Here is a 21,623-nt window from a genome sequence, read left to right as displayed (position 1 = left end):
GACCTCTAATACGGGAGAGTTGTGTGCCTCATATTTGTTCGAGTAAGTTTATCCGCCCACCTTGACTTTCGCCCCCAAAGCGTTGACTAATCCAGGAATTTTAAAGGCCAAACAGGCGCTTTTTTACCTCTTCCCGGTAAGATTGACCGATGGGCACTACTTTTTCGGAGATGTGAAGCTGAAGTTGATTGCCATAAAGGGCCTTCACCTGATCACGATTAACAATAAAAGATTTATGAACGCGCATAAAACGATCGGACGGAAGGTTCTCAGTGAGGTTTTTCAATGAATCAAGAGAAACCAGCTTTTGGTTGACACAGTGAAAAGCGACATACTCACGAAGACTCTCAATAAAAAGGATATCCTCTAACCTGACTCTGTAAGTTTTATGATCCGCCTTTATCACCAGAAAAGATTGGTGAGAAGAATCTGGAAATTTACTCTTGCCGGTAACAGCTTCCTTAAAAAGGCGATTGCCTGCTTTTTGAATGGTTTGAACAAAACGCTCGAAATCAAAAGGTTTCAACAAATAATCAATAACATCCAGTTGATAGCCTTCAAGTGCATACTGAGAATAAGCAGAGGTGATAACAACCATTGTATTTTTTAACTGAAAAGCCTTAAGAAATTCCATCCCCGACATCTCTGGCATCTGAATATCCAGAAAAACCAGATCTGCTTCTCCGGCCTGTAAAAGGGGCACTGCCTCTAAAGGTGATTTATAGCTTCCAATCAGTTCCATATTAGGAATTCTTGCAATATATCCCTTTAAAAGAGTCCTGGCCGGAAATTCATCATCTATTATTACACAGTTAATAGTCATAAGGTGTCGATAAAGAGTTTCACTTCAAAAACATCTTTTGTTTCAGAAATATCCAACTGATATCGGTTATCGTAGAGAACCGAGAGTCGTTTTCTGACATTCTCAATACCGATGCCCCGTAAGCGATCCTTTGAGACCGGTTGCAAGGGTTTACTGTTGGATATCTGAAAAAATATCAACCCCCCGGAGGCTTTCAACTTCATTTTAACCCATCCATAGCGGTGATCGTCGATATTCCCATGTTTAAACGCATTTTCCACAAAAGGAAAAATCAACATCGGTTCAATGCGTGTCTGATAATCAACATCGGTAAGAGTCACCTCAAGATTGGGATCAAAATCAAGTTTTATCTTTTGAAATTCAATAAAGTCATTGATATAATCAACCTCCTGTCCAATGGGAATCTTTCGGCCATCGGTTTCATAAACAATAAACCGAAGCATCGAGGATAGTTTCAATATCAATTGCGATGTTTTTGTATGCCCCTGCTGAGACAGTGCATAAATATTATTCAAAGCATTAAACAAGAAATGAGGATTCATCTGGGATTTGAGAAACTTCATCTCTGTTTCCAGATTCTGATTGGTAAGCGACAGTTGTGCCTTCTCTTTCCTTTTGGATTCCAGTACCACCCAAAACAAAGTACTTATAAATAAAATTCCAAAAGAAGGAAACAAATGAAACAACAACCTTCGCGGTATCAATTCCTGCTCTCTTCGCTTTGGTCGCAAAGGAAGTCCTGTCCGAACATTCGTGCTTTCTCTCTGAATCCTCTCACCATCGATCAATATTGAATCACCCCGTTCCGGCTCCATGTTTTGCCTGAGCTGTTCCCATTTTTCAGGGGTTACAGGGTCAGTGAATTCTAAAGAAAAAGAAACAAGACCTAACAAAACTATAACAGAAAGAATGTAGGTTATTATTCTGTTGCGGCCCAACAGAAATGGAAGCAGTATAAGAACGTTCAGATAAAAAATCAGGGCATTAATGCCCAGAGTGCGTATAAAAAAAAGAAATGCCGTCTGATTGTCAAAGAAAACAACAGGCCCGTACAGAAAAGCCGTGGAAAAGCCAATCCATAAAAAGACATGCCACCAGCCAAGCTGATTGTATTCTCTGTAAATAAACCTAAACATCTTCCTAACCATGACTGTCTGCACTTTTTTTTAAGAGCGCTTCTCTAACACTGCTGTCAATATAAATATAATGCTTTGAATTATACCATTTAGTCATTGTCATTTTGTTCCTCATCCGGGCGGAAAGTCCACACATCATCGAAATAATAGGCCGAACTGTTACCGGTTGCCACATAAGGGATATCATTGATGGTGAAACCCAAGGCATCACTCCTGGAAGATCCCTCAAAATTAGTCTTTTCCTCCCAGAAATCAGTAATCGGATTGTACTCCCAGGTAGAATTGCCTGCATATCCGGCTCCTCCGGTTGTGAGGTAACCACATCCATCCATTGTAAAAGTTACAATGTTGCTCCCGACCAGACTGTAATCATCATCATACGATTCATCATCATTTGTGTTACTCGTAATCTCTCGCTTTTCTGTCCAGCTGTCGCTTTCCGGATCATACATCCAGGCATCTGTAACATAGGTACTGTTGTCAACCCCTGTAAACACATAAGCCTTACCTTCCAACACAAAGACGGCTGCATCTCTGCGTTTGGAGCCCCCAATGCTGGTAATCTGCGTCCAGTCACCACTCAAAGCATCATACCGATAAAAATCCTTGAGACGGTTTCCATCATAGCCGGTACCCACATATCCCTGGTTGTTGATACCAAACCCAATGGATGAATAACGGGCTGTTCCTGGAAAATCGGCAATTTGCGTCCATTGGCCGTTATCGCCTTGTGCAGGATCAAATTCCCAAAAATCTTTCAACTTGTTGTCGCCATCATAACCGGTCCCCACATAGCCTTTCCCGTTGGCAGAAAAAGCTACGGCACCATTTCGGGCAGGAGCTTCGGAAGGAAGAGAGGCCACCTCTTGCCAACTATCACTGGCTGCATCATAACGCCAAAAATCTCTCAGGCGCTCATCTTCCTCACCATTGTAGCCGGTACCAAGATAAGCATAGTCGCCAATTACAAAAACCACGGCATCGGTACGGGGAATACCTTCGAAGGCTCCCATTTCAACCCAGTTGCCTAAAAGTTCTTCATCGTCGTCATCATCGCATGCTGCAAACAGCAAAATTGTGGATAATAAAATCCACCATAACATTTTAGATAATTGCATAAGATATTACCATTTAATATTCCTAACTTTTTTCTTCTCACGCTTCTCGTTGATAACGAATGTCAACGGATCGGACTGACCACAAAAAGACAAATAAACTCACTCTCTACCATCATTTTTCAACCAACAGGAGAGCAGACTCTTTCAACAGCCAGGTTTTATCTATTACCGGAATGCCCAATACATTCATTGAAAATAATCCTTTGCTTGCAGGCTGTTTGTACCTTCTTGTTGAAAAAATGAGACTGCAGAGCTGCCCCTGTCCTACATTCGCGGTCAGGAAAAATAACTACCTATGAATAAGAAAACCACATTACTTCTTCTTCAGATTCTTTTGTATACCGGAATCTCCCTCTTAGCTTCCTGCTCAGAGGGGAACTTCTCCATTGGAGATGATTTTGTAGATACCGAGACCTATACAGCGATTACAGATACTTTTTCCCTGAACCTTTCCACCTTCCGCATGGACAGCGTGGAAACATCCGGAACAGGAATTGCCCTATGCGGCTATAGCGAGACAAACGAAACAAAGTCAACCGGTTATTTCAACATCGAACGAACTTCCGATAACATCAGCAAAAATGAGAAGTTCGATTCGCTCTGCCTGGTTTTACAACATTCCGGATATTACCTGGGTGATACTGCCCGAATCTTTGGTCTTAGTGTGCATCTCCTGCAGGAAGAAATTACTGCCAACGATGCAGGGACGCTTTGTGCTGATAATTTTTTCACCTATGCAAAAGGGCCTGTCGGGCAGGTAACTTATTATCCTGAACCCAACACCACAGAAGAAAAGGAGTTACTTATCAGGATAGACGATTCATTTGGTCAGATGCTGCTGGATACGCTGCAAAGCAATACAACACTCACAGCTTTAGACTTTGAAGAGGTCCTCCATGGTCTTGCACTGGTTCCCGATTCAACCTTTTCGGAAGCCATCCTGGGTTATGAGGCAAACGAAGGAAGTATCAACCTTCGATTGTATACCCATAAAGTTGATCTGGAGAAGACAGAACTCAGCCATGATTTCCCGCTAACAGAAACCTATCTTCAATTCAACAATATTGTAAGCATCACCAATGAAGAAGCATTGCAATCATTGACCTCCTACAAACAAAAAGCCACCGAATCTCAACTGAATCAATCAGCCATTTTACAGGGAGGTACAGGTTTCTTTACCCGAATAGACCTTCCCGGACTCTCATCCATGAAAGCACTGCAACAGCAAGGGCAGATTGTAAAAGCCACTTTGCAGGTAGGTGTCAATACGGTAAATCACCCAACCCAGACACCACCAACGACTTTGTACTTGCTGGAGGCTGACAAAATCAATCAGCTCTCCTCCTACATAGTGAACAGCAGTGATTATTCGGTAACCGGTACTCTCAGTAAAACAACCTCTCTTTACGAAGAATCCTATACCTACACTTTCGACATCACTTATTTTCTGAATGCACTCATCAACGAAGAAGTCACCACCGAAGGCACCGGCATTGTACTGGCACTTCCGGAAGAAGACCTTCAAAGTAGCGTGGACAGAGTGGAGTTTAAAGGATATACCGACCCTTCGGCAGAAACCAGATTAAATGTTTTTTACTACAATTATGACAAAGAATAGACTGAAATTTTTCTTAATTGCCCTTTTTGCCATCAACTGCATTGGTCAAATAAATGCCCAAAACAATACCTCATCCCCTTATTCTGTTTTTGGGTTTGGGGTCCTGGAAACAGCAGCACATGCCCATAACAGCGGCATGGGGAACAGCGGGGTGGCTTTACCCTCCGAACAGTTTCTAAATACGTTGAATCCTGCATCACTCAGCAATCTTGATTCCCTGTCCTTTTATTTCAATTTCCAGGCACAGGGAACTTCCAACAAATTTTTAATGTCGGGAAAGGAACAAACCAATTTTGATTCCAATTTTGATATTCTTTCTATGGGCTTCCGGATCACTCCCTGGTGGGGAATGTCGGTGGGTTTATACCCCTTCTCAAGTGTGGGTTACGAGATTAACGCCCAAAGTGACATACTGGGGTCAACATCCGAATACCCCATTGTTTATGAAGGAGGTGGAGGCCTTTCGCGGATAACCATGTCCAATGGAGTTAAGCTATGGGAAAAACTGTCGGCTGGTATAGACTTTTCTTTCCTCTGGGGCTCCACCGACATTATGGAGACAGCAGATTATTCCTCACTAAGTGGAATGACCATCAGCAACACCAGAAAATGGTATTTCAACAACCTTTATCTGAAATATGGTTTGCAATACAAGACACGGCTCAAAAACGGAAGTCTGCATGCCGGTGCCACCTGGCAACCAGAGACCAATATTTATGCAACATTCAACCAAACCATCGAACAGGATGAAAGCACCACCTATTACGATGAAGACCAGTCGGCTGATGATGTGTGGCTACCCAACATCTACAACATCGGGTTGGCAGCCCAATGGAACTCCGGATGGCAAATAGCAGCTGATTACTCATTGGCAGAATGGTCTCTGTTGAACCAAAGCAGCACGCTGAACGGTGCTTTCCATGATTCACAAACCTTTGGTGCTGGAGTATCCTGGGCTAATCCTAAAAACAAACACAAACGCATTAATCAGATGAATTGGCAGGCAGGAGCTTTTTATACCGACGGACTTATCAGCATCAATGGGACGCGCATTGATGAAAGAGGATTTAGTGCAGGATTTTCTGTTCCGGTAAGCGATCGGGGAAACAGGCTCCATTTATCGTACCAATACTCGATAAAAGGGACTGCAGACAACAGACTCATCGAAGAACGCTATCACAAATTCAAACTCAGTTTCTCCATTATTGAACATTGGTTTGCAAAGCAGAAATTTTATTAGAATTCTCCGGCTCAGATAGTTCTTCCAGTGGTTCCCATGGCCGAATCCAGGCATCACTAAAACGCCCATTCTGTTGAATACGGTTTCGGTGTTTTTCTGCTTCCTCCCGGTTGCGGAAACGCCCCGTTACATATCTCAGGTAGCCGTCTCTTCCTTCCAGTGCATTTACAGATTCAATATCCAGCCCCCGGAAGAACCAGAAGCCAACTTCGGAGTAATGCCTGAGTGCCAGCACCTGAATGGTAAAAGTGGTGTCCTCCGCCTGAGCCTGAAGTCTCCCGGAGTTGCGGGGTATTTCAGCCAACTGCCGGTAATCCGTTGGTGTCGGCATCAACCCCGGTTTTAGAGGAGCTGCCATACGTGGATCCTGTAACATCACTATCTGCTCCGTTTTGTTGTACGATAATTGTTCTGATACATGAATATTCAAAGGTTGTTCTTCCGATTCGGGAGTCACCTCTTTAATGGTATAATTCTCTCCCGACTCCAGAAATAAAAGGTAACGACCGGTAGCCGGGTTGGGACGGTAATCGCCCACCTGCCTGTTGTCCGAATCTCTCGAAACAAGAAGTCTGATCTGTTCCACGGGAAGATTTTTCGAATTTTGTATGGTTCCCTCAATCACTGCGAGAGATCCGTTGTACAGAGAGTCAAACTCTACTTTATAGATATCCGAACGACCCACATTTTCGGAAAACCGGTAAGATGCATAATAAGCCCGACTTTTATCGAGTGTGGGAACAAAGAAAAAGTCATCATCGGGAGTATTAATGGGATGTCCCATATTCACAGGCTGTGTCCAGGTTTCATCGTCCTGCATCTGACTGTAAAAAACATCAAACCGCCCCATTGACGTATGCCCCTCAGAAGCAAAATAAAGCGTTTGTCCGTCGGGATGTAACATAGGTGTTTCTTCATCCAGTTCCGAATTAATCACCGGTCCCATATTGACAGGCTCTCCCCACTGTCCATAAGCATCGAGCCGACTCATATAAACATCAAGTCCACCGAATCCTCCAGGCCGGTTGCTGGTAAAATAGAGCGTACTCTGATCGGGAGACAACGCAGCATGCGTCTCATCCCACTGCGAATTTATGGGGTGCGGCATTTTTTCAGGTTCCTGCCATTCTCCGTTCAGATATTGACTTACATATATGCTTTTACCTTCCCTGTCGTTTTTAAAAAGAAAAAGGCGATTGCCATCAGGCGACAACGACAATATGGATTTGTGCTCGGAACGTGAAAAGAATTCACCCAGCACGCGGGGTTTACTCCATCCTTTTTGAGTTCTCTCGGCAAAAAAGACTTTCTCCGGATATTGTCCGTCAGGCAGTTCCGGACCATGGCCGGAGGGGCGACGGGAAGTGAAAAATATGCGATCCCCTGTAAAGGAAACCAAAGGGCTGTGATCGTCAAATTCAGAATTAAACAAATTACCCAGATTGGTAATTTGAAGAGGAACGGGGTTTTTCAACAAAATTGCTGAATTCCGGATTTGCTTCATCTCCCGTGCAAACTCATTTTTCAACTGCTCATCGTCCACTGAATCACAAAGACTTTTGAACACCGACAAAGCCTCCCGGGGTTGCTGATTCAGATGATAAGTACGTGCAATGGTTTGCTGCAAATCCACTCCAAAAGGAGAAAATCTGTCAGTAGCAGGAATGATACTCATCGCTTTATGAAAGAGTGTCAGAGCCGAATCAAGCTCCTGGTTGGTATGCACATAGCATATTCCCAACTGAGTCAGGGCATCCACATGATACGGATTTTGCTCCAGAATTTCTGAATACAAAGCAATGGCCTCTTCATAATTCTTATCTCCGGCAGCTGCAAATGCTTTTTTAAACGTACGCATATGCAAATCGTTCCTCCCTGCGTCTGCTGGAATTACGATAAAAAACAACAGGATAAAAACTACTGCCTTCTGAAAACCGGTATGTAAGTAACTCATGTTCATCTTCTTTCCCCTCTGCATATTCTATCTCTTGTTACGATGCAAAAGTGTAAAAGATTGTAATTCAGGATAAAGCAATTCTAAATTTTGACGAACACCCCAAAATACAGGATAAACAGCTCTTTATTACCGGGAAGAGAAAACCATAAAGCTCTGATTGTTAAGAAAAGTAAAAAGTGTTTGTCCATAAAGTACCATTTACTGCGTTACGCTTGCCCGAAAATTCCTCATTTACTCAAGTAAACTTCGTATTTTCGGGCTTCGCAAGCCTTGTAACTGGCACTTTCTTGACAAACACATGACAAGAAACAAATTTTGCTTAGTTTATAGACGGACACTAAATAGGAGAATAAACCCGCAAATGTAACTGTTGCTGAGTTTGCTTCGGGGTATACCTTAAACAATACAGCTCAAATTGGGCTTGCTCCGGGGCAAACTGCTAAATCATAGAACAACCTTTGTTATCGGGATTGAGGTCTTCAATCAATTGGGTTTTCCTTTTCTTCCTAAAAAAACTGTGCCACCTCCACCAAAGGAGCGACCCATATCTCATCCTCATGAGTCTGAAGGTATTCCACCAACTGATTGTGAGCTTCCCTGGAAACATTCATATTGTGTTCACCACCAACACCGTGAAAAAGAAAGACCAGCAAACCACCTTCCTTACGCACCCTCTCAACCTGAGCAATCAGCTCGTCCCCGGTCTGATTCATAGCGACAAAAGAACCCACTTCCATCGGGTTAAGCTCGCCCTGATGCTCAATACGAAAAACGACATCCCGCGCTGCCGTAAACCAGCCGGAAATGGCCTTCACGAAAGAAGAATCCTGGACAATTTTGTCACCACAGGTATAAGCAAATGTACGCTGATCTTTCCCGTCAATGGCTTTTAGGAAGGCATTGCCCACCCGTATCTCTTCGGTCATCCGGGAAAACGAATACTTAGAGAGATCCTGATCAGGTTGAATCCAGTCACGGCCGGGCAAACTGCCATCGCATGGATGAAACAAGGTGTGGTTGCCCAACTCATGTCCGTTTTGGGCTATTGTCCGCCATTCGTCCATGCGCTCCACCAGCGGCAATGCATTTCCGGGAACATAAAACGTTCCTTTCATGCCGGCAGCATCAAGAGCAGGCACCACATTGTCGAGATGCACATTCAGGGCATCATCGTAGGTAAGCACCACTGCTGCTTTGTGATTATTCCAGGGACCTTCTTTTTGGTCGGTTTGCGCGTGGCAGCCCATCGCACCAAGCACCAGAGAAACAAGAAAAATCGTTGAAAATTTGTTCATAGTTCGGTTGTTTGTATTTTTTGAATGAAGATATGACTGGTAACAAATATCGCAAATTTCATTCAATAACCGGAAGTTGATGCGGACACCGCTCTACTGATGGGATTGTTTGGGAGCAAACCATTTAATAACGGAACCTCTTGCTTACTGAGATTGCTGCGGGATAAACCCTCGCAATCACAACACCACACCGCAGGGGAGGAGAGAGGCAGTTCCTGAAATGCCTTAACATTAACCTTTCCTTCACGAATCATTTCGTGTCGATTGCCGGGTTTCTTGGTCTCCACAATAACCCCAACCGAAGAAGTCCCTTTATCGCCGTTATGGATTACCAGGTCTGTGCGCCCTTTGGTATTCACAAAATGGTCGGGATCATAATAGGTCTTTTTAAGAAAGGCAATGACCAGATTTTTGTGGTGCTCTTCTGACTCAATATCGTTGCAGCTGTCGAGCAATTGCAGCAAGTTATGTTTGAACTGCTCAATTTGCCGGCGTTCAGGTTTTACTTTTCGAAATGCGCGGTTTAATGATTATCGGGGATTCAGAAGATTCAGTTCCATGAAGCAATAGGCTTTTGTTAGCATAAAAATAACAAAAATATCCGTTTAGGGACAGAAAGCACCGGCAGGCTGACCTCCGATGACAGTAACCGATGGGGAGGTATGCACATAAGGCAATTTCCCTTCTGATCACCACATGTTCAAATCCCTCTTTCAAAAATTTACACTACATTTGATCTGTTGAATGTACCGAACAGGCTCCCCAATCATCCAACCTTCAGGAACTGCGAAAACATCCACAAATATCACTCTTGAATACAATGCTAAGCAGCAATTATGAACAAACTGGTAAAAAATCTAAAGAATAACAGAAAAGTCGTTTATGATCAGGGAGCTTTTGACAACCGAAATGTATGGATTGTAGAGGCAGATGGTACCCGAAAGGTACTCCGTGACGAAGAATACCTGACAGACCTCTATAAAATCTCAAAAACCTACGCACCTCAAAAACTATACAATGATTTTGTAGAGATTTACGAACGTACCTCCTACAACATCAGCACAAGTGTATTGAGTCTGATTGACTCAATTACGGGGTCTTATCTTCACGGCGACCAAAAGATAGTAGAGCAATGGTTTTCGGTGATCTACGCCGAACTCATTGCAGGAGAAAATGAAAAAGCCGCTATATTAAAAAAACGAACAATAAGGCTGGCCCTGTATCAGGTGCTGATTTTAGGGATGCCGGCTGCCAAAGCCGTAAATTTCAGCAAAGGGAAACATGCATCGGAGTTGGATGTCATTATGGAACCTTTGGGTTTTTAAGCTGCTTCATACAATCTACACAGCCTTCCGTTACCTGTTTGTAAAAAGTGATTATGTTTGCAACTTCAGCGTAAAAAGTGATTATTCCATTCTTACAAAACTCCTTCCTGTGTAACACCTGTTTCTTTAAGCACAGCAATGTTTTGTGACATCGAAGAACACCCCGAACCATATAACACCAGACACCGAAGAATTTGACATTTTGTGAAAGCAATGGCAGTCCCATTCTGAGAAACCTTCTACCCCAAAAATTGGATATTAATTCACTTATATGCTGAAATATATTTAACCTGTTAAACAAAAGAATAATGAGTCACACTCCGGAAGCTGTAATATTAAAAAGCAAAAAACATTTTCATCTCCTGGACGGATTAAGAGGAATTGCTGCCATTGCGGTGGTAATTTTTCATTTTATGGAATGGGAAAAGCCCGACATCAGTCAAAACTTTATCGGACATGGATTTCTTGCGGTAGATTTTTTCCTATGCCTTTCAGGTTTTGTAATTGCCTATGCATACGACAATCGGTTGCCCAAAATGAGGCGTAAAGATTTCTTTATCTCCCGCCTGATAAGATTACATCCATTGGTAATTATCGGTTCCATTCTTGGCTTGATTGCATTTCTGGCTGACCCCTTTGCCAGCCATGCAGAAGGCTATTCATTGGCGGCAATGGCTCTGATTTTCCTTGCCTCCATGTTGATGATTCCACTCCCCGTAATGGAAGAGAGAGGCTTTAATCTTTTTGGGCTGAATGCTCCCTCGTGGTCACTCTTCTGGGAATACATCGCCAATATACTTTATGCATTTGTTTTGATCCGACTTTCGCGCAAAACTCTGTGGGTCTTGCTTATTCCGGCAGCCATAGCTCTGGTATGGGTAAGCTACAGTGCAGGCAACCTTCTGGGAGGCTGGGATGGCAACACCTTTTTGCACGGCGGGGTAAGAATGTCCTATTCATTTCTGGCAGGACTACTCATCTTTCGTTCCGGATGGATTATCAAAAACAAACTGGGATTTGTCCCATTGGCGCTAATGCTGTCCGCCGCCTTTTTCATGCCATGGCACTCTCAAAACTGGATTACCGAATCCCTTATAGTTCTTCTTTACTTCCCTTTTATCGTTGCTCTTGGAGCAGGTTCTGCACTTTCCGGAGTTCTAAAAGAAACAAGCATCTTTCTGGGCAAAATATCCTATCCGTTATACATGACTCATTATGCAGCCATTTGGATGTTTGGTCACTATTTTACCACTCGGAATCCTACGGAAGAGCAACTTACGTGGATCATCGTAATAGGAACGGCGCTCATGATCTTTTTTGCGTGGCTGGTCATGCAATTTATTGAAACACCTGTGCGCAAATACCTTACCAGAAAAAGAAAAGAGAAATTGCTAAAGAATTAATGCGTCTTTGTTAAAAGTCACATAAATGAAAAAGATTTTATTTTCCGTACTGCTTATTACTGCCCTTTCCTCCTGCATACAGGAAAAAATAAAGGTTGCCTGCGTAGGCGACAGCATAACTGAAGGGTTCATGATTTCGCCCCAGAGTAAATTGGCCTATCCCGTTATTCTGGATAGCCTTCTGGGCAATCAATATTCTGTGATGAATCTTGGTCGCACCTCCACCACGATGCGCTATGACGGCAATTTCCCCTATCATACAGCCAAGGAGTTCTCCAATGTTTTTGCATATGAGCCTGATGTAATTATCCTAAAGCTCGGAACCAACGATACCAAGCCTGTCAACTGGGATGAACACAGCTATGAAAGCAGCTATCAGGCAATGATTGATAATTTTAAGACCATCCCATCTAATCCGGAAATCTATGTATGTCTCCCCGTACCGGTTTTCAAAACAAAATGGGGCATCAACGATTCTACGGTGGTCAATGGAGTCATCCCAATAGTGAAAAAAATTGCTCAACGCAACAACCTCTCTGTCCTTGATCTATACACCCCCATGCTGGACAAAGGCGAAATGTTTTTCGACAGCATACATCCGGATGCCACGGGGCTGGCTGCAATGGCAGAGATTATTGCAGGAGAAATATTATAGATTTTAATCAAGGTGTCACCCCTGCCGGGGCTTTTACCATTCATTGCATACCCATTGCTACCAAACTGTCGCCCCGCCGGGGCTGGTCCATCTTAGAATCCAGCCTCAGCGTAAAGCAGACATTCAAATCTCATCTCTCATCCCTCGCAAGGCTCCAGGCTCCAAACCCCATGCGCTTAAACAAGTCATTAAGCCTCTGCCGCATTCTCATCATAGAGTGTTACCACTGCATCAAATTCGGTCCTGACAAATTCATCTTTGGCCAGCCATTTTTCTGACGTAATCACCTGGTATTGGTCATTTCCTTTCTCCTTTAGTTCCCAAATGATTCCTTCTGCCTCTGGAAAAGGAACCTTTCCTTCCAGTTGATCTCCAAACAGGCGATGAAGCAGGTTATTGTCCGACAACCCCTGACTAAAAGCCTTTAAAATCACCTCTTTATTCATTTCAACACCTTCTTCATTGGTGCTTAGTTCCAGATCAATCACATTGATTTGAATATGTGGGAACTTTCCGTTATAGGCTTTGTAAAGCAGTTGATTGACTTCAAACAAAGGTTTGTGAAGATCAATCTCCGTATATTTTTCAGCCAGCTTTTCACTGAGCATTTCCAGTGAAATATTATCAATCTGCCCCTCCGACAGTTGAGCCGACAGCTTGTAATCAAGCACAATAGCGGCAGCTTCCCGGGGCTCAAACTCATTAATGGCCATAAAAAGAAAATCTTTGACTTCGCCATCCGGGACCGTTTCGGCATCCGGAACCTCAAAGCGGGTCATGAGTTCTTTGTAATCGGCCAGCGACCAGGCATCTTCCAGTTGGTCGGTGTTTTTTACCTCATTAATCTTAACATGAAATTGCATAAACGATCATTTTCTGTTCTTAAGGGTAACCTATGAGACGGCGGATTGTTGTAAAAGATTCTACAAAAAACCCGACACCAATTGAATCTTCAATCGGTGCCGGGCATTAATTTATCCGGTTTTTTTCGTAGAAATTATTTTTTGTCGCTGTTGTAACCCCATTTCAGATAAAGAGCACCCCAGGTAAATCCTGCACCAAAGGCCGCCAGAATAATATTATCCCCTTTTTTCAGCTGATCTTCCCATTCCCAAAGGCAGATCGGCAAAGTGCCGGCAGTGGTGTTTCCATATCGATGAATATTGATCATCACCTGTTCTTTTTCGATGCCCATACGCTTGGCAGTACCCTCTATGATACGCATATTGGCCTGATGAGGCACCAACCAGTTCAGGGTCTCGGAAGTAATATTGTTACGTTCCATGACCTCCACAGCCACATCGGCCATTTTAGACACCGCATGTTTAAATACATGTGGTCCGTCCTGAAAGATGAAGTGTTCCCGGTTGTCGATGGTTTCGTGCGATGGCGGTTTTACGGATCCACCGGCTTTCTGATGCAGATAGACACGACCAAACCCGTCGCTCTGCAACTTACTGTCGAGCATTCCCACTTCCTCGGTGGTGGGTTCAAGCAGTACAGCACCAGCCCCGTCACCAAAAAGCACACAGGTAGTACGATCAGTATAATCGGTGATAGACGACATCTTGTCGGCACCCACCACAATTACCTTTTTCTTGTTTCCGGTCTGTACAAATTTGGCTGCGGTATCCAGGGCGTATAAGAAACCGGAGCAACCGGCATTGATGTCAAAACTATGTGCATTGCGAATGTCGCATTTGTCCGAAACAATATTGGCGGTTGCGGGAAATATATGATCAGGAGTAACGGTGGCACAAATCAGCATGTCCACCTCATCCGGAGAAGTGCCTGATTTTTCCAGTACCTGATTTACAGCCATCATGGCCATGTCGGAGGTCCCTTTACCCTCTCCTTTTAATATCCGGCGTTCTTTAATCCCCACGCGGGTGGTAATCCACTCATCGGAGGTTTCCACCATTTTACTTAATTCCTCATTGGTAAGAACATAGTCGGGGACATATCCTCCGACAGCGGTAATAACTGCATTCAATTTTTCCATTGTAGCAAACAGAATTTTTGAGGGCCGTAAGTATCCCGGTGCGTCACGGAATGTGGCGGGCCATGGCTTGGGCCTGATAATGGCAGAGATTGGAACCAACCAATTATCTGCAAACAAAACTGCCCCTAAATGAATCACTTAGGGGCATATTTCAATCATTAAGATTTTGTAATCTGCAAAAACAGTATCTGACCGGATGTCGGTGCCAACCAAGAAATCATAGCATTTTCCACACTGTCCCACAAAAAAGAGACAAGTTGCAGGCCGATGATTCGTTTATTACACCCGAACATCTCAATCAACTGAGACTTAAGCGGTAACTTCTTTCTCTACAGCCAGTTTTCCTCTGTAATGGCCACACTCATCACATACAGTATGCATTTTGATGGTAGCGCCACAGTTAGAGCAAACTCCCAAAGCAGGCATGCTGGCTTTGTAGTGAGTTCTTCTCTTGTCTCTTCTCGTCTTCGATGTTTTTCGTTTTGGATGTGCCATCTTATAACCTCTTTTTACTTGTTGTTTTTATTTATTAATTTCTTTAACTCATCCCATCGGGGATCTACAGGTTCATCATCATCCGTATCCTCTTCTTCGGAAACAGAAATATCGTCGTGCACCATATATTCTTCCAGTCGCTCCAGCATCTCGGGATCACATCCCGGTGTACCGTCTTCATTGTCGGGATGAATATGCCTGATTGGCACACTAACCACGATAAATTCGTAGAGATAGCTGGCAATGTTGAATGTGTGTTCCTCATGTGGAATAATCACAATCTCCTCGGTAGGTTCGGCATATTCGTCTCCAAAATTGACATAAAGTGTTCCTTCATAATCGATGGGAACATTTACATCCGACAAACACCGATCGCATACCGTGCCAACTTCACCCTCAATGCTGAACCGAAATTCCAGCATACGGCTGCTTTTCAAGAGCGTAACGGTGGCCAAAAGGTCACCTGTCTCTACCTGCGGCTGCTCAAACAGCTCAAAAAAGGCGTCCTTTAACCGGTACTCAAAGACGTGTTCTCCATCCTTAAGTCCCTTAAAGGCAATGCCATACTCTTTCAATTTCTTCTCTGCTGCCATACGTAAAAACTTCGCAAAGGTATAAAATATTCATTGTGTGGGAAAAATAATTTCAGAAAAAGTTATTTTGATCTAATCTGAACTATTCATAAATTATCTATTACAATGTTCAATTACCGGCTAAATAAAGGCGTCCTCAATAAAATTGACTTGAAAATAAATTATTATTCCCTTCATCAATTTTCTTTGCGGTTGCCCGTATTTATTGGCATTTAAACATCTCATGACGAAAACTTATGAATAGACCAGACTGAAAACATCAGCAAAAATCACTTATCAACGGAACAACTAAACCCGAAACTCTCAAATAGTGTAAAGACGCACGACTGTGCGTCTCTACGTACGCCTCAAACCTCATTCCTTTAAAGCCCCCTATCCAATTAAGATCCGGAAAGTTGTTCCTTTTCCGGGCGATGACTCCTTCACAAAGATACGTCCGTTGTGATAATCCTCCACAATACGTCGAACCAAAGTCAATCCGAGTCCCCACCCGCGCTTTTTGGTGGTATAGCCGGGCTTAAAAATGGTTTTCTGATTCTTCCGGGCAATCCCCTTTCCGGTATCTGAAATGTCAATAAATGTTTGATTTTTGAAGCCCCCCCACGCAAAGGTGAGTGTACCTTTCCCTTCCATGGCATCGGCTGCGTTTTTACTGATATTCTCCACCACCCACTCAAAAAGTGGCCGATTCACCCGAATCTCAGGAGCATCCATATTCTCAGGAGGCTCTACCCGGATTTCCACACCTGAAGAGATGCGATGTTCCAGGTAACCAATCACCTCATGAAGCATGTCTGTAACATCCACGTTTTTTAATTCGGGACGCGATCCTATTTTCGAAAAACGTGCGGTGATGGTTTGCAGTCGTTGAATATCATGCCGCATCTCCCCAACCAGCGAAGGATCCACCTTTTTCATCTCCAGCAATTCGAGCCAGCCCAGCAGGGAGGAGGTTGGCGTTCCTAACTGATGAGCTGTTTCCTTGGCCATGCCTACCCACACCTGATCCTGCTCCCATCGCCGGGCAGCGCTGAATGCCCAGTATGCCAGCAAGACAAAAACAATTACCACAAAGAGTTGAACCACCGGAAACCACCGGAGCTTTCGCAGAATAATGGAATCCGCATAATAAAGATATTGTTTCTGCCCATTCCCCAGATCAATCACAATAGGCTCTCTTCCCTGCTTCATCTGCCGGAGTTCCTGCTGAAGAAAAGCAGACTGGTTCTTCTGTGGCAAATCAATATTCCTGTGAAAATAGATGGTATCCTTATTATCGGCTATGACCAGAGGCACCGTGGTGTTATTCTGAATAATTTCAAACACGAGCTCCAGCGACTGCTCATCAAGATCGGGACGGGCAAACTGCCTGTTGGCTTTCGCCCACAACTCCATTTTCCGTGTCTCCTCCCTCCGGAGCTCCGATGTAAGTTTGCTGGTATAAAACAACGAAGCCCCTCCAATGATCAGGGCTCCTGTCATCAAAAGAAACTTCCACCATCTTTTCCGACTGTAAATCTCCATTTATGAATTGTTTTACTTCCAACCAGGGATTCTCCCCTCAACCCAATTAATCACTACTCATAATCCGGTCCATCATCTTCTTTTCAAAATTCATCCATCGGGGAACAGAAACAAGATATTTCTGAAACAAACCTAACCTACCTTATGCATAAGACAGGTGAGATGTAAACAGGCTGAAAGCCTGATAGCAATAGCCTGGGGCAGCGCCCCAGGCTATTGCTGAAAGACCTTTGGCCTTTTAAAATCGAAACAACATTATAAATCTATTCCAGTACTCAACTATCGGCGAAAATTTAAAACACATCACCCAAACCGCTCAACTCAAACGCCCTTCACCGGTACTTCTCATCCCGGTTTAGATAGATGCTTACGTAGCTGTTGTATCGCGAACCGGCAATTTCTCCGTTTTCGACAGCTTCTTTTACAGCACACCCGGGCTCGTGCAAGTGGGTACAATTGTAATAACGGCAACCGGACGCCACTTTAAAAATCTCTCTGAAATAATGGGCCAGCTCTTCTTTTTCAATATTAAAGAGTCCAAAGCCCCGGATACCGGGAGTGTCAATGATGTATCCCCCGAAGGAGAGGGGGTGCATTTCGGCAAAAGTAGTGGTGTGCCGACCGGTGTGGTGACGGTCGGAAATACGGCCGGTCTTAAGATTAAGTGCCGGCTCCACCCGGTTCACCAGAGTGCTTTTCCCCACCCCGGAATGACCCGCGAGCAGGGATACTTTCCCTTTAAGTAAGTCTTTCACACACTCCAGATCTTCATCGTGCTTGGCAGAGGTGGTGAGGACTTTATAACCTATTTTCTCGTAAATTTCCTTATAATCAGCCAGTTGATCCTTGTGGAAATGGTCGTATCGGTCCACTTTATTGAAGATGACGGTTGCGGGAATGTCGTAAGCCTCTGTTGTGGCCAGCAGACGGTCGATAAAAACGGGGGTGGTAACCGGATAATTGATGGTAGCCACAATGATGGCCTGATCAATATTGGCAGCCAGTATCTGTGTTTGCCGTGACAAATTGGAGGCACGACGGACAATAAAATTGCGACGATCACCTATTTTCTCGATAACGCCGGTTCCGGTAGCTTCATCAACACTGTACATCACCCTGTCACCCACAGCCACAGGATTGGTGCTCTTCAGTTCATCCAAACGAAATTTACCCTTGATCTTACAAGACACAGGAACTTCATCATCGGTTTTTACATTGTACCAGCTACCAGTCGATTTTATGACAACGCCTTCTTTCAAATGTCTGATTTTAGTAATGTGCCACTCAAATATGGATTTCTCACTAACAATTCAAAAATAATGATTTATCAGCTTCGGTCACCATTCATCAAAAAATAAATTAATGATCAGAGGATTTTTTTTTGAAAATCACCACTCTTTTGCCATCATTCCAAACTATTTCAAAATTCCATCTGTGGGCAATATATTTGAATGTCCGGAAAGAAAAAAACAACACATGCGTGTCGTCGCGGGCATAAAACCAATTGAGAAATTTTTCCGTTCCTGAGTGCCACATGGTCATAATAATTAGAAACCCACCCGGCTTCAACCGGTCGTTGATGAGTTCCAGCTCTTTCACAGGATGATGGAAATGTTCAAAAGCTTCGGTGGAGAAAATAAAGTCGAAAGTACCCTCAGGAAGCCGGGGCCCAAATACCGGATCATAATCCTGACAATGCAAACCCTGCCTTTCCAGCAATAATGACAATGCAGGCCCCGGGCCACTGCCAAAATCAAGCCCTTTCATTCCGCTGTCCAGATAACCCAAAGCCGGATCAATGGCCTGATGAAGAAATTTTACATATCCGGGATCACTGATGTCATTTTCGTGCGTCCGGTATCTGTCGCGCTCCTTCTCAATAGTCAGCATATCATCAGAAGAAACAAAAATAAGATCACACTCCGGACATTGAAAATAGTGCCTGTTCAGGGGCCCTTTCACAGACCTTACTTCATCAGTAAATAATTTGTCTAAGCTATTGGTCTGATGGAACTCGCATGGTTGATTATTTCCATTCTCTTTTGAAACAATCGTTGCCATGCTCGTTTCATTAGAATTATTACACAGTGGACATTGCAGGTACATAAAGAGTTATTTTACATATACTTAAGATAATCCTTTACCTCCAGAAAAGCTTTCTCCAAACGGATCATCCGGTCGATCATAAATGTGAAAATCTCCGGCCAGGTTTCCCTGACATACATATCGCCGGGCTGCTCCACATAAACCCTGCATACATCCCGACCATTGTCTTTGGTATAGGCAAAATCCCAGTTCAGGGGGCCCTCAAACTCCCGCTCAAACAAACCTTTGGCTGCCTCCAGCTTTTCATAGAGCGCCAGCCGGTCTTCCTCTTTCTTTTTATTGATTTCCAGGGCCACGATTATTTTTTCGCGCCCCACATCAAAACGCAAATCCAACCCTTTAATACCGGTATTGTCACCTATCCACAAACGCTTTCGCCCTTTTTGTCCGGGTAATCTTCTGGTGCGATTGGAAAGTTTTTGCCAAAATTCAAGACGCAACTCTTTGGCTTCTTCTTTACTGAACATATTTGTCGCGGATCTGATTAATAATTAGTGTTTGTCTATGAAGTCCAATTGCTGCGTTGTTGCTCAAAATCTAAATCCTCATCCCGATTGTGCTTTTTGTTGGTTTTTTGTTCAAAAAACCTTACAAAAGCTACTTCGGGACTGCGGCTTAGATTTTTCAACCGCCTTAAATTTGAAATTTATAACTCAAACACGTGAAAAACGCTTAGTTAATGAACAGGCTCTAGTAGTGCGTTCGTAAAATAGTGTTTCAAATATTTTGCTTTCATTTTTCCCTTTCTGCAAGGCAAAATCTTGAGACATAGCCATAGCTACGGTGAAAAATTTTAACGATGCAGAAAGGGAATATGAAATAGTGTTTTTTGATCGCACTACTAGTGTCAAGTTAAGTGTAGAATGCAGCTAAAAGAGCATCAGTCATTCTTTTGTTCTTCTTTCTTTCCTTGAGACAACAGCAGGTAAAGCAAATAGGCAATTCCGATTCCCATCAGTCCAATGGCGATGCGCTCCATCGTCTGAGAACCGCCATGAACCATACCAAAACCCATTACTACAAACAAAACAGCAACAATTCCCAACTTTGTCTTCATATCCTTAAAAATTATACCGTAAAGATAACAACATCCGATGATTAATATATTCTTCGGTATTGACAGGAACACCATTACTGTCATAATTGTTTCCCCACCGGGCTGCTGTAAGCAAATATTCAAGTCCCACCCAGGCACTTCCCATGATGTATTTCACCCGGGGTGACACGCCAAAAACAGAAGCCACCTGTCCCTCACTTCTTGACAGCTCTGGAATCACGGTCACCTCCTCCGGGGCTCCCATATTTGCAGTGTATCCGGCAAAAACACCCGGCTGAAAACCTTCTGTATTGTTCCCGTGAATATCAGTCCACACAGAGGCCGTATGAAGTGCCACGAAATCATTGTCGCTTACCGATTTGCCGGTACCACCCAACATTACCAAATCGGACAGGTTACTGCCATAAATTCCTTCCATCCGGAAAGTGACCGAGGGGAATTCATATCTGAACGAGCCGTTAAAATGAAATCCGGAAACTTTTTCCACATCGGCACCATTGGTAAAATCACCGGGAACAGCCAGCGTTTTGTAACCGGCTGTAAAAGCAGTCCAGACACCCTGTCCCTTCCATTTCAACTGAAGATCCAGTTCCGGCATCAAAGCATGCTCGGTTCCGGACTCCTCAAAACCGCTGTTTCGGAAATTATTCTGCTCCACTAAATAGAAAAGCAACTGTGTTTTTGAGGAGAGTTGCCGGGAAATTCTTATCTGAGGATTTCTGATTAACGGATGAAAGGGTGTTCCCGCATTGACATTGACCGTTCCGGGACAATTTTCGGGCAAAAACAGCGGATGCCATGTCTGACCGGCCGTCAGCGACCACTTCTCTTTTGCAAAGGTCACATAAGCGTGTCTCAGCCTGAAATTGTTATCTCCGTTACCTTTCCCCAGGAAATCGCCCTCCACCATGGCAGAAGTTTTGAACCCTTTAAATCCGGGACCGGCAATATGAAGCCCAAAACGACTGTAAGCGGCATCCAGATCGAACTGCGACTTATCATTTTCATCCTCTCCGGTCTCATTCAACGATTCAGGCAAAGGATAGAGGTAAATGTGACGGTTTCGGGCCTCTGCACTCACACGGCTGTTTACAGAAGCATTCACTCCCACATATCCTTTTAATTCAATTTTAAAATCCTGGGAAACCACATCCGGCAAAACAAAAAGCGTTAATACCAGAACCAAAAACACTCTTCTCATGAGTACAAATAATTTAGTGTTTGTCTATAAAGTCCAACTTCTGCGTTGTTGCTCAAAATCTAAATCCTCAAATAC

20 protein-coding genes and 1 pseudogene are annotated in these 21,623 nt (G+C 43.7%); 5 read left to right on the top strand and 16 right to left on the bottom strand.

Annotation, left to right across the window (positions count from 1 at the left end; all coding sequences use genetic code 11):
- Window positions 1–100: 100 nt before the first annotated feature.
- The 3 genes from W7W_RS0116430 to W7W_RS0116420 all read right to left on the bottom strand — a co-directional run bounded on the left by W7W_RS0116430 (window position 101) and on the right by W7W_RS0116420 (window position 3,077).
- Entirely contained in the window at window positions 101–823 is a 723-nt protein-coding gene (locus tag W7W_RS0116430) for a LytR/AlgR family response regulator transcription factor (protein ID WP_010664776.1), read from the bottom strand.
- The gene (locus W7W_RS0116425; RefSeq protein ID WP_010664775.1) at window positions 820–1,971 is read right to left on the bottom strand and encodes a sensor histidine kinase; all 1,152 of its coding nucleotides are present in this window, start codon (window positions 1,969–1,971) and stop codon (window positions 820–822) included. Before W7W_RS0116425 ends, W7W_RS0116430 begins: the two co-directional genes overlap by 4 nt.
- 77 nt (window positions 1,972–2,048) lie before the next feature.
- Window positions 2,049–3,077, bottom strand: a complete 1,029-nt coding sequence (locus W7W_RS0116420) for a Kelch repeat-containing protein (RefSeq protein WP_025006631.1) — start codon at window positions 3,075–3,077, stop codon at window positions 2,049–2,051.
- Between the two features lie 295 nt (window positions 3,078–3,372).
- On the opposite strand from W7W_RS0116420, the gene W7W_RS0116415 reads away from it, so the two are divergent.
- Both W7W_RS0116415 and W7W_RS23930 read left to right on the top strand, forming a co-directional pair.
- Complete coding sequence (locus W7W_RS0116415; protein WP_010664773.1) at window positions 3,373–4,695, top strand: DUF4270 family protein; 1,323 nt, start codon at window positions 3,373–3,375, stop codon at window positions 4,693–4,695.
- Window positions 4,682–5,935 (top strand): hypothetical protein, encoded by a 1,254-nt coding sequence (locus W7W_RS23930; protein ID WP_234408293.1) that lies wholly within the window; start codon window positions 4,682–4,684, stop codon window positions 5,933–5,935. Before W7W_RS0116415 ends, W7W_RS23930 begins: the two co-directional genes overlap by 14 nt.
- Here W7W_RS23930 and W7W_RS22960 read toward each other — a convergent pair.
- From W7W_RS22960 to W7W_RS0116395, 3 genes and pseudogenes are all read right to left on the bottom strand, one after another.
- Complete coding sequence (locus W7W_RS22960) at window positions 5,898–7,889, bottom strand: tetratricopeptide repeat protein (protein ID WP_029510645.1); 1,992 nt, start codon at window positions 7,887–7,889, stop codon at window positions 5,898–5,900. The genes W7W_RS23930 and W7W_RS22960 overlap by 38 nt on opposite strands.
- A gap of 509 nt (window positions 7,890–8,398) precedes the next feature.
- Window positions 8,399–9,187 carry a polysaccharide deacetylase family protein gene (locus W7W_RS0116400; protein WP_010664770.1) on the bottom strand — a complete coding sequence of 263 codons (789 nt, stop codon included), beginning with the start codon at window positions 9,185–9,187 and terminating at the stop codon, window positions 8,399–8,401.
- Between the two features lie 62 nt (window positions 9,188–9,249).
- Window positions 9,250–9,705 (bottom strand): annotated as a pseudogene (locus W7W_RS0116395) (DUF7149 domain-containing protein); the annotation flags it as partial.
- A 318-nt stretch (window positions 9,706–10,023) separates the two neighbouring features.
- Between W7W_RS0116395 and W7W_RS0116390 the strand changes: the two are divergent.
- The 3 genes from W7W_RS0116390 to W7W_RS22380 all read left to right on the top strand — a co-directional run bounded on the left by W7W_RS0116390 (window position 10,024) and on the right by W7W_RS22380 (window position 12,570).
- Window positions 10,024–10,512: a DUF7004 family protein gene (locus W7W_RS0116390; RefSeq protein ID WP_010664768.1), complete on the top strand. Its 489-nt coding sequence runs from the start codon at window positions 10,024–10,026 to the stop codon at window positions 10,510–10,512.
- Window positions 10,513–10,820: 308 nt separating this feature from the next.
- Window positions 10,821–11,915 (top strand): acyltransferase family protein, encoded by a 1,095-nt coding sequence (locus tag W7W_RS0116385; RefSeq protein ID WP_010664767.1) that lies wholly within the window; start codon window positions 10,821–10,823, stop codon window positions 11,913–11,915.
- Between the two features lie 25 nt (window positions 11,916–11,940).
- The gene (locus tag W7W_RS22380; protein WP_010664766.1) at window positions 11,941–12,570 is read left to right on the top strand and encodes a DUF459 domain-containing protein; all 630 of its coding nucleotides are present in this window, start codon (window positions 11,941–11,943) and stop codon (window positions 12,568–12,570) included.
- 188 nt (window positions 12,571–12,758) lie between these two features.
- Here the strand turns inward: W7W_RS22380 and W7W_RS0116375 are convergent, their stop codons facing one another.
- From W7W_RS0116375 to W7W_RS0116330, 10 genes are all read right to left on the bottom strand, one after another.
- Window positions 12,759–13,433, bottom strand: a complete 675-nt coding sequence (locus W7W_RS0116375) for a hypothetical protein (RefSeq protein WP_010664765.1) — start codon at window positions 13,431–13,433, stop codon at window positions 12,759–12,761.
- Window positions 13,434–13,567: 134 nt separating this feature from the next.
- Window positions 13,568–14,572: a beta-ketoacyl-ACP synthase III gene (locus W7W_RS0116370; protein ID WP_010664764.1), complete on the bottom strand. Its 1,005-nt coding sequence runs from the start codon at window positions 14,570–14,572 to the stop codon at window positions 13,568–13,570.
- Between the two features lie 309 nt (window positions 14,573–14,881).
- Window positions 14,882–15,067, bottom strand: coding sequence for a 50S ribosomal protein L32 (gene rpmF / locus W7W_RS0116365; protein WP_010664763.1), 186 nt, complete (start codon window positions 15,065–15,067; stop codon window positions 14,882–14,884).
- A 14-nt stretch (window positions 15,068–15,081) separates the two neighbouring features.
- Window positions 15,082–15,660 carry a YceD family protein gene (locus W7W_RS0116360; protein ID WP_010664762.1) on the bottom strand — a complete coding sequence of 193 codons (579 nt, stop codon included), beginning with the start codon at window positions 15,658–15,660 and terminating at the stop codon, window positions 15,082–15,084.
- 372 nt (window positions 15,661–16,032) lie between these two features.
- Window positions 16,033–17,184, bottom strand: a complete 1,152-nt coding sequence (locus W7W_RS0116355; protein ID WP_010664761.1) for an ATP-binding protein — start codon at window positions 17,182–17,184, stop codon at window positions 16,033–16,035.
- 332 nt (window positions 17,185–17,516) lie between these two features.
- A complete protein-coding gene (gene rsgA / locus W7W_RS0116350) occupies window positions 17,517–18,443 on the bottom strand; it encodes a ribosome small subunit-dependent GTPase A (RefSeq protein ID WP_010664760.1) in 927 nt (308 codons plus the stop codon).
- Between the two features lie 100 nt (window positions 18,444–18,543).
- A complete protein-coding gene (locus tag W7W_RS0116345; protein ID WP_010664759.1) occupies window positions 18,544–19,245 on the bottom strand; it encodes a class I SAM-dependent methyltransferase in 702 nt (233 codons plus the stop codon).
- 56 nt (window positions 19,246–19,301) lie between these two features.
- A complete protein-coding gene (locus W7W_RS0116340) occupies window positions 19,302–19,757 on the bottom strand; it encodes a DUF4268 domain-containing protein (RefSeq protein WP_010664758.1) in 456 nt (151 codons plus the stop codon).
- Window positions 19,758–20,170: 413 nt separating this feature from the next.
- Window positions 20,171–20,347 (bottom strand): hypothetical protein, encoded by a 177-nt coding sequence (locus W7W_RS23585; protein ID WP_157202502.1) that lies wholly within the window; start codon window positions 20,345–20,347, stop codon window positions 20,171–20,173.
- Window positions 20,348–20,351: 4 nt separating this feature from the next.
- Window positions 20,352–21,548: a DcaP family trimeric outer membrane transporter gene (locus W7W_RS0116330; protein WP_010664757.1), complete on the bottom strand. Its 1,197-nt coding sequence runs from the start codon at window positions 21,546–21,548 to the stop codon at window positions 20,352–20,354.
- Between the last annotated feature and the right edge of the window lie 75 nt (window positions 21,549–21,623).

The sequence above is a fragment of the Marinilabilia salmonicolor JCM 21150 genome, from assembly GCF_000259075.1.
Taxonomy (GTDB): domain Bacteria; phylum Bacteroidota; class Bacteroidia; order Bacteroidales; family Marinilabiliaceae; genus Marinilabilia; species Marinilabilia salmonicolor.
This window is presented reverse-complemented; position numbering and strand designations above follow the sequence as displayed.

Bases quoted from the DNA above. Each gene is read 5' to 3' on its own strand.
- W7W_RS0116375 (WP_010664765.1), bottom strand. From the start codon at position 13,433: ATGCAATTTCATGTTAAGATTAATGAGGTAAAAAACACCGACCAACTG.
- W7W_RS0116355 (WP_010664761.1), bottom strand. From the start codon at position 17,184: ATGGAGATTTACAGTCGGAAAAGATGGTGGAAGTTTCTTTTGATGACA.
- W7W_RS0116420 (WP_025006631.1), bottom strand. From the start codon at position 3,077: ATGCAATTATCTAAAATGTTATGGTGGATTTTATTATCCACAATTTTG.
- W7W_RS23585 (WP_157202502.1), bottom strand. From the start codon at position 20,347: ATGAAGACAAAGTTGGGAATTGTTGCTGTTTTGTTTGTAGTAATGGGT.
- W7W_RS22380 (WP_010664766.1), top strand. From the start codon at position 11,941: ATGAAAAAGATTTTATTTTCCGTACTGCTTATTACTGCCCTTTCCTCC.
- W7W_RS0116400 (WP_010664770.1), bottom strand. From the start codon at position 9,187: ATGAACAAATTTTCAACGATTTTTCTTGTTTCTCTGGTGCTTGGTGCG.
- W7W_RS0116385 (WP_010664767.1), top strand. From the start codon at position 10,821: ATGAGTCACACTCCGGAAGCTGTAATATTAAAAAGCAAAAAACATTTT.
- W7W_RS0116345 (WP_010664759.1), bottom strand. From the start codon at position 19,245: ATGGCAACGATTGTTTCAAAAGAGAATGGAAATAATCAACCATGCGAG.
- W7W_RS0116340 (WP_010664758.1), bottom strand. From the start codon at position 19,757: ATGTTCAGTAAAGAAGAAGCCAAAGAGTTGCGTCTTGAATTTTGGCAA.
- W7W_RS0116430 (WP_010664776.1), bottom strand. From the start codon at position 823: ATGACTATTAACTGTGTAATAATAGATGATGAATTTCCGGCCAGGACT.
- W7W_RS22960 (WP_029510645.1), bottom strand. From the start codon at position 7,889: ATGAGTTACTTACATACCGGTTTTCAGAAGGCAGTAGTTTTTATCCTG.
- W7W_RS0116370 (WP_010664764.1), bottom strand. From the start codon at position 14,572: ATGGAAAAATTGAATGCAGTTATTACCGCTGTCGGAGGATATGTCCCC.
- W7W_RS0116390 (WP_010664768.1), top strand. From the start codon at position 10,024: ATGAACAAACTGGTAAAAAATCTAAAGAATAACAGAAAAGTCGTTTAT.
- W7W_RS0116360 (WP_010664762.1), bottom strand. From the start codon at position 15,660: ATGGCAGCAGAGAAGAAATTGAAAGAGTATGGCATTGCCTTTAAGGGA.
- W7W_RS23930 (WP_234408293.1), top strand. From the start codon at position 4,682: ATGACAAAGAATAGACTGAAATTTTTCTTAATTGCCCTTTTTGCCATC.
- W7W_RS0116415 (WP_010664773.1), top strand. From the start codon at position 3,373: ATGAATAAGAAAACCACATTACTTCTTCTTCAGATTCTTTTGTATACC.
- W7W_RS0116425 (WP_010664775.1), bottom strand. From the start codon at position 1,971: ATGGTTAGGAAGATGTTTAGGTTTATTTACAGAGAATACAATCAGCTT.
- rpmF (WP_010664763.1), bottom strand. From the start codon at position 15,067: ATGGCACATCCAAAACGAAAAACATCGAAGACGAGAAGAGACAAGAGA.
- W7W_RS0116330 (WP_010664757.1), bottom strand. From the start codon at position 21,548: ATGAGAAGAGTGTTTTTGGTTCTGGTATTAACGCTTTTTGTTTTGCCG.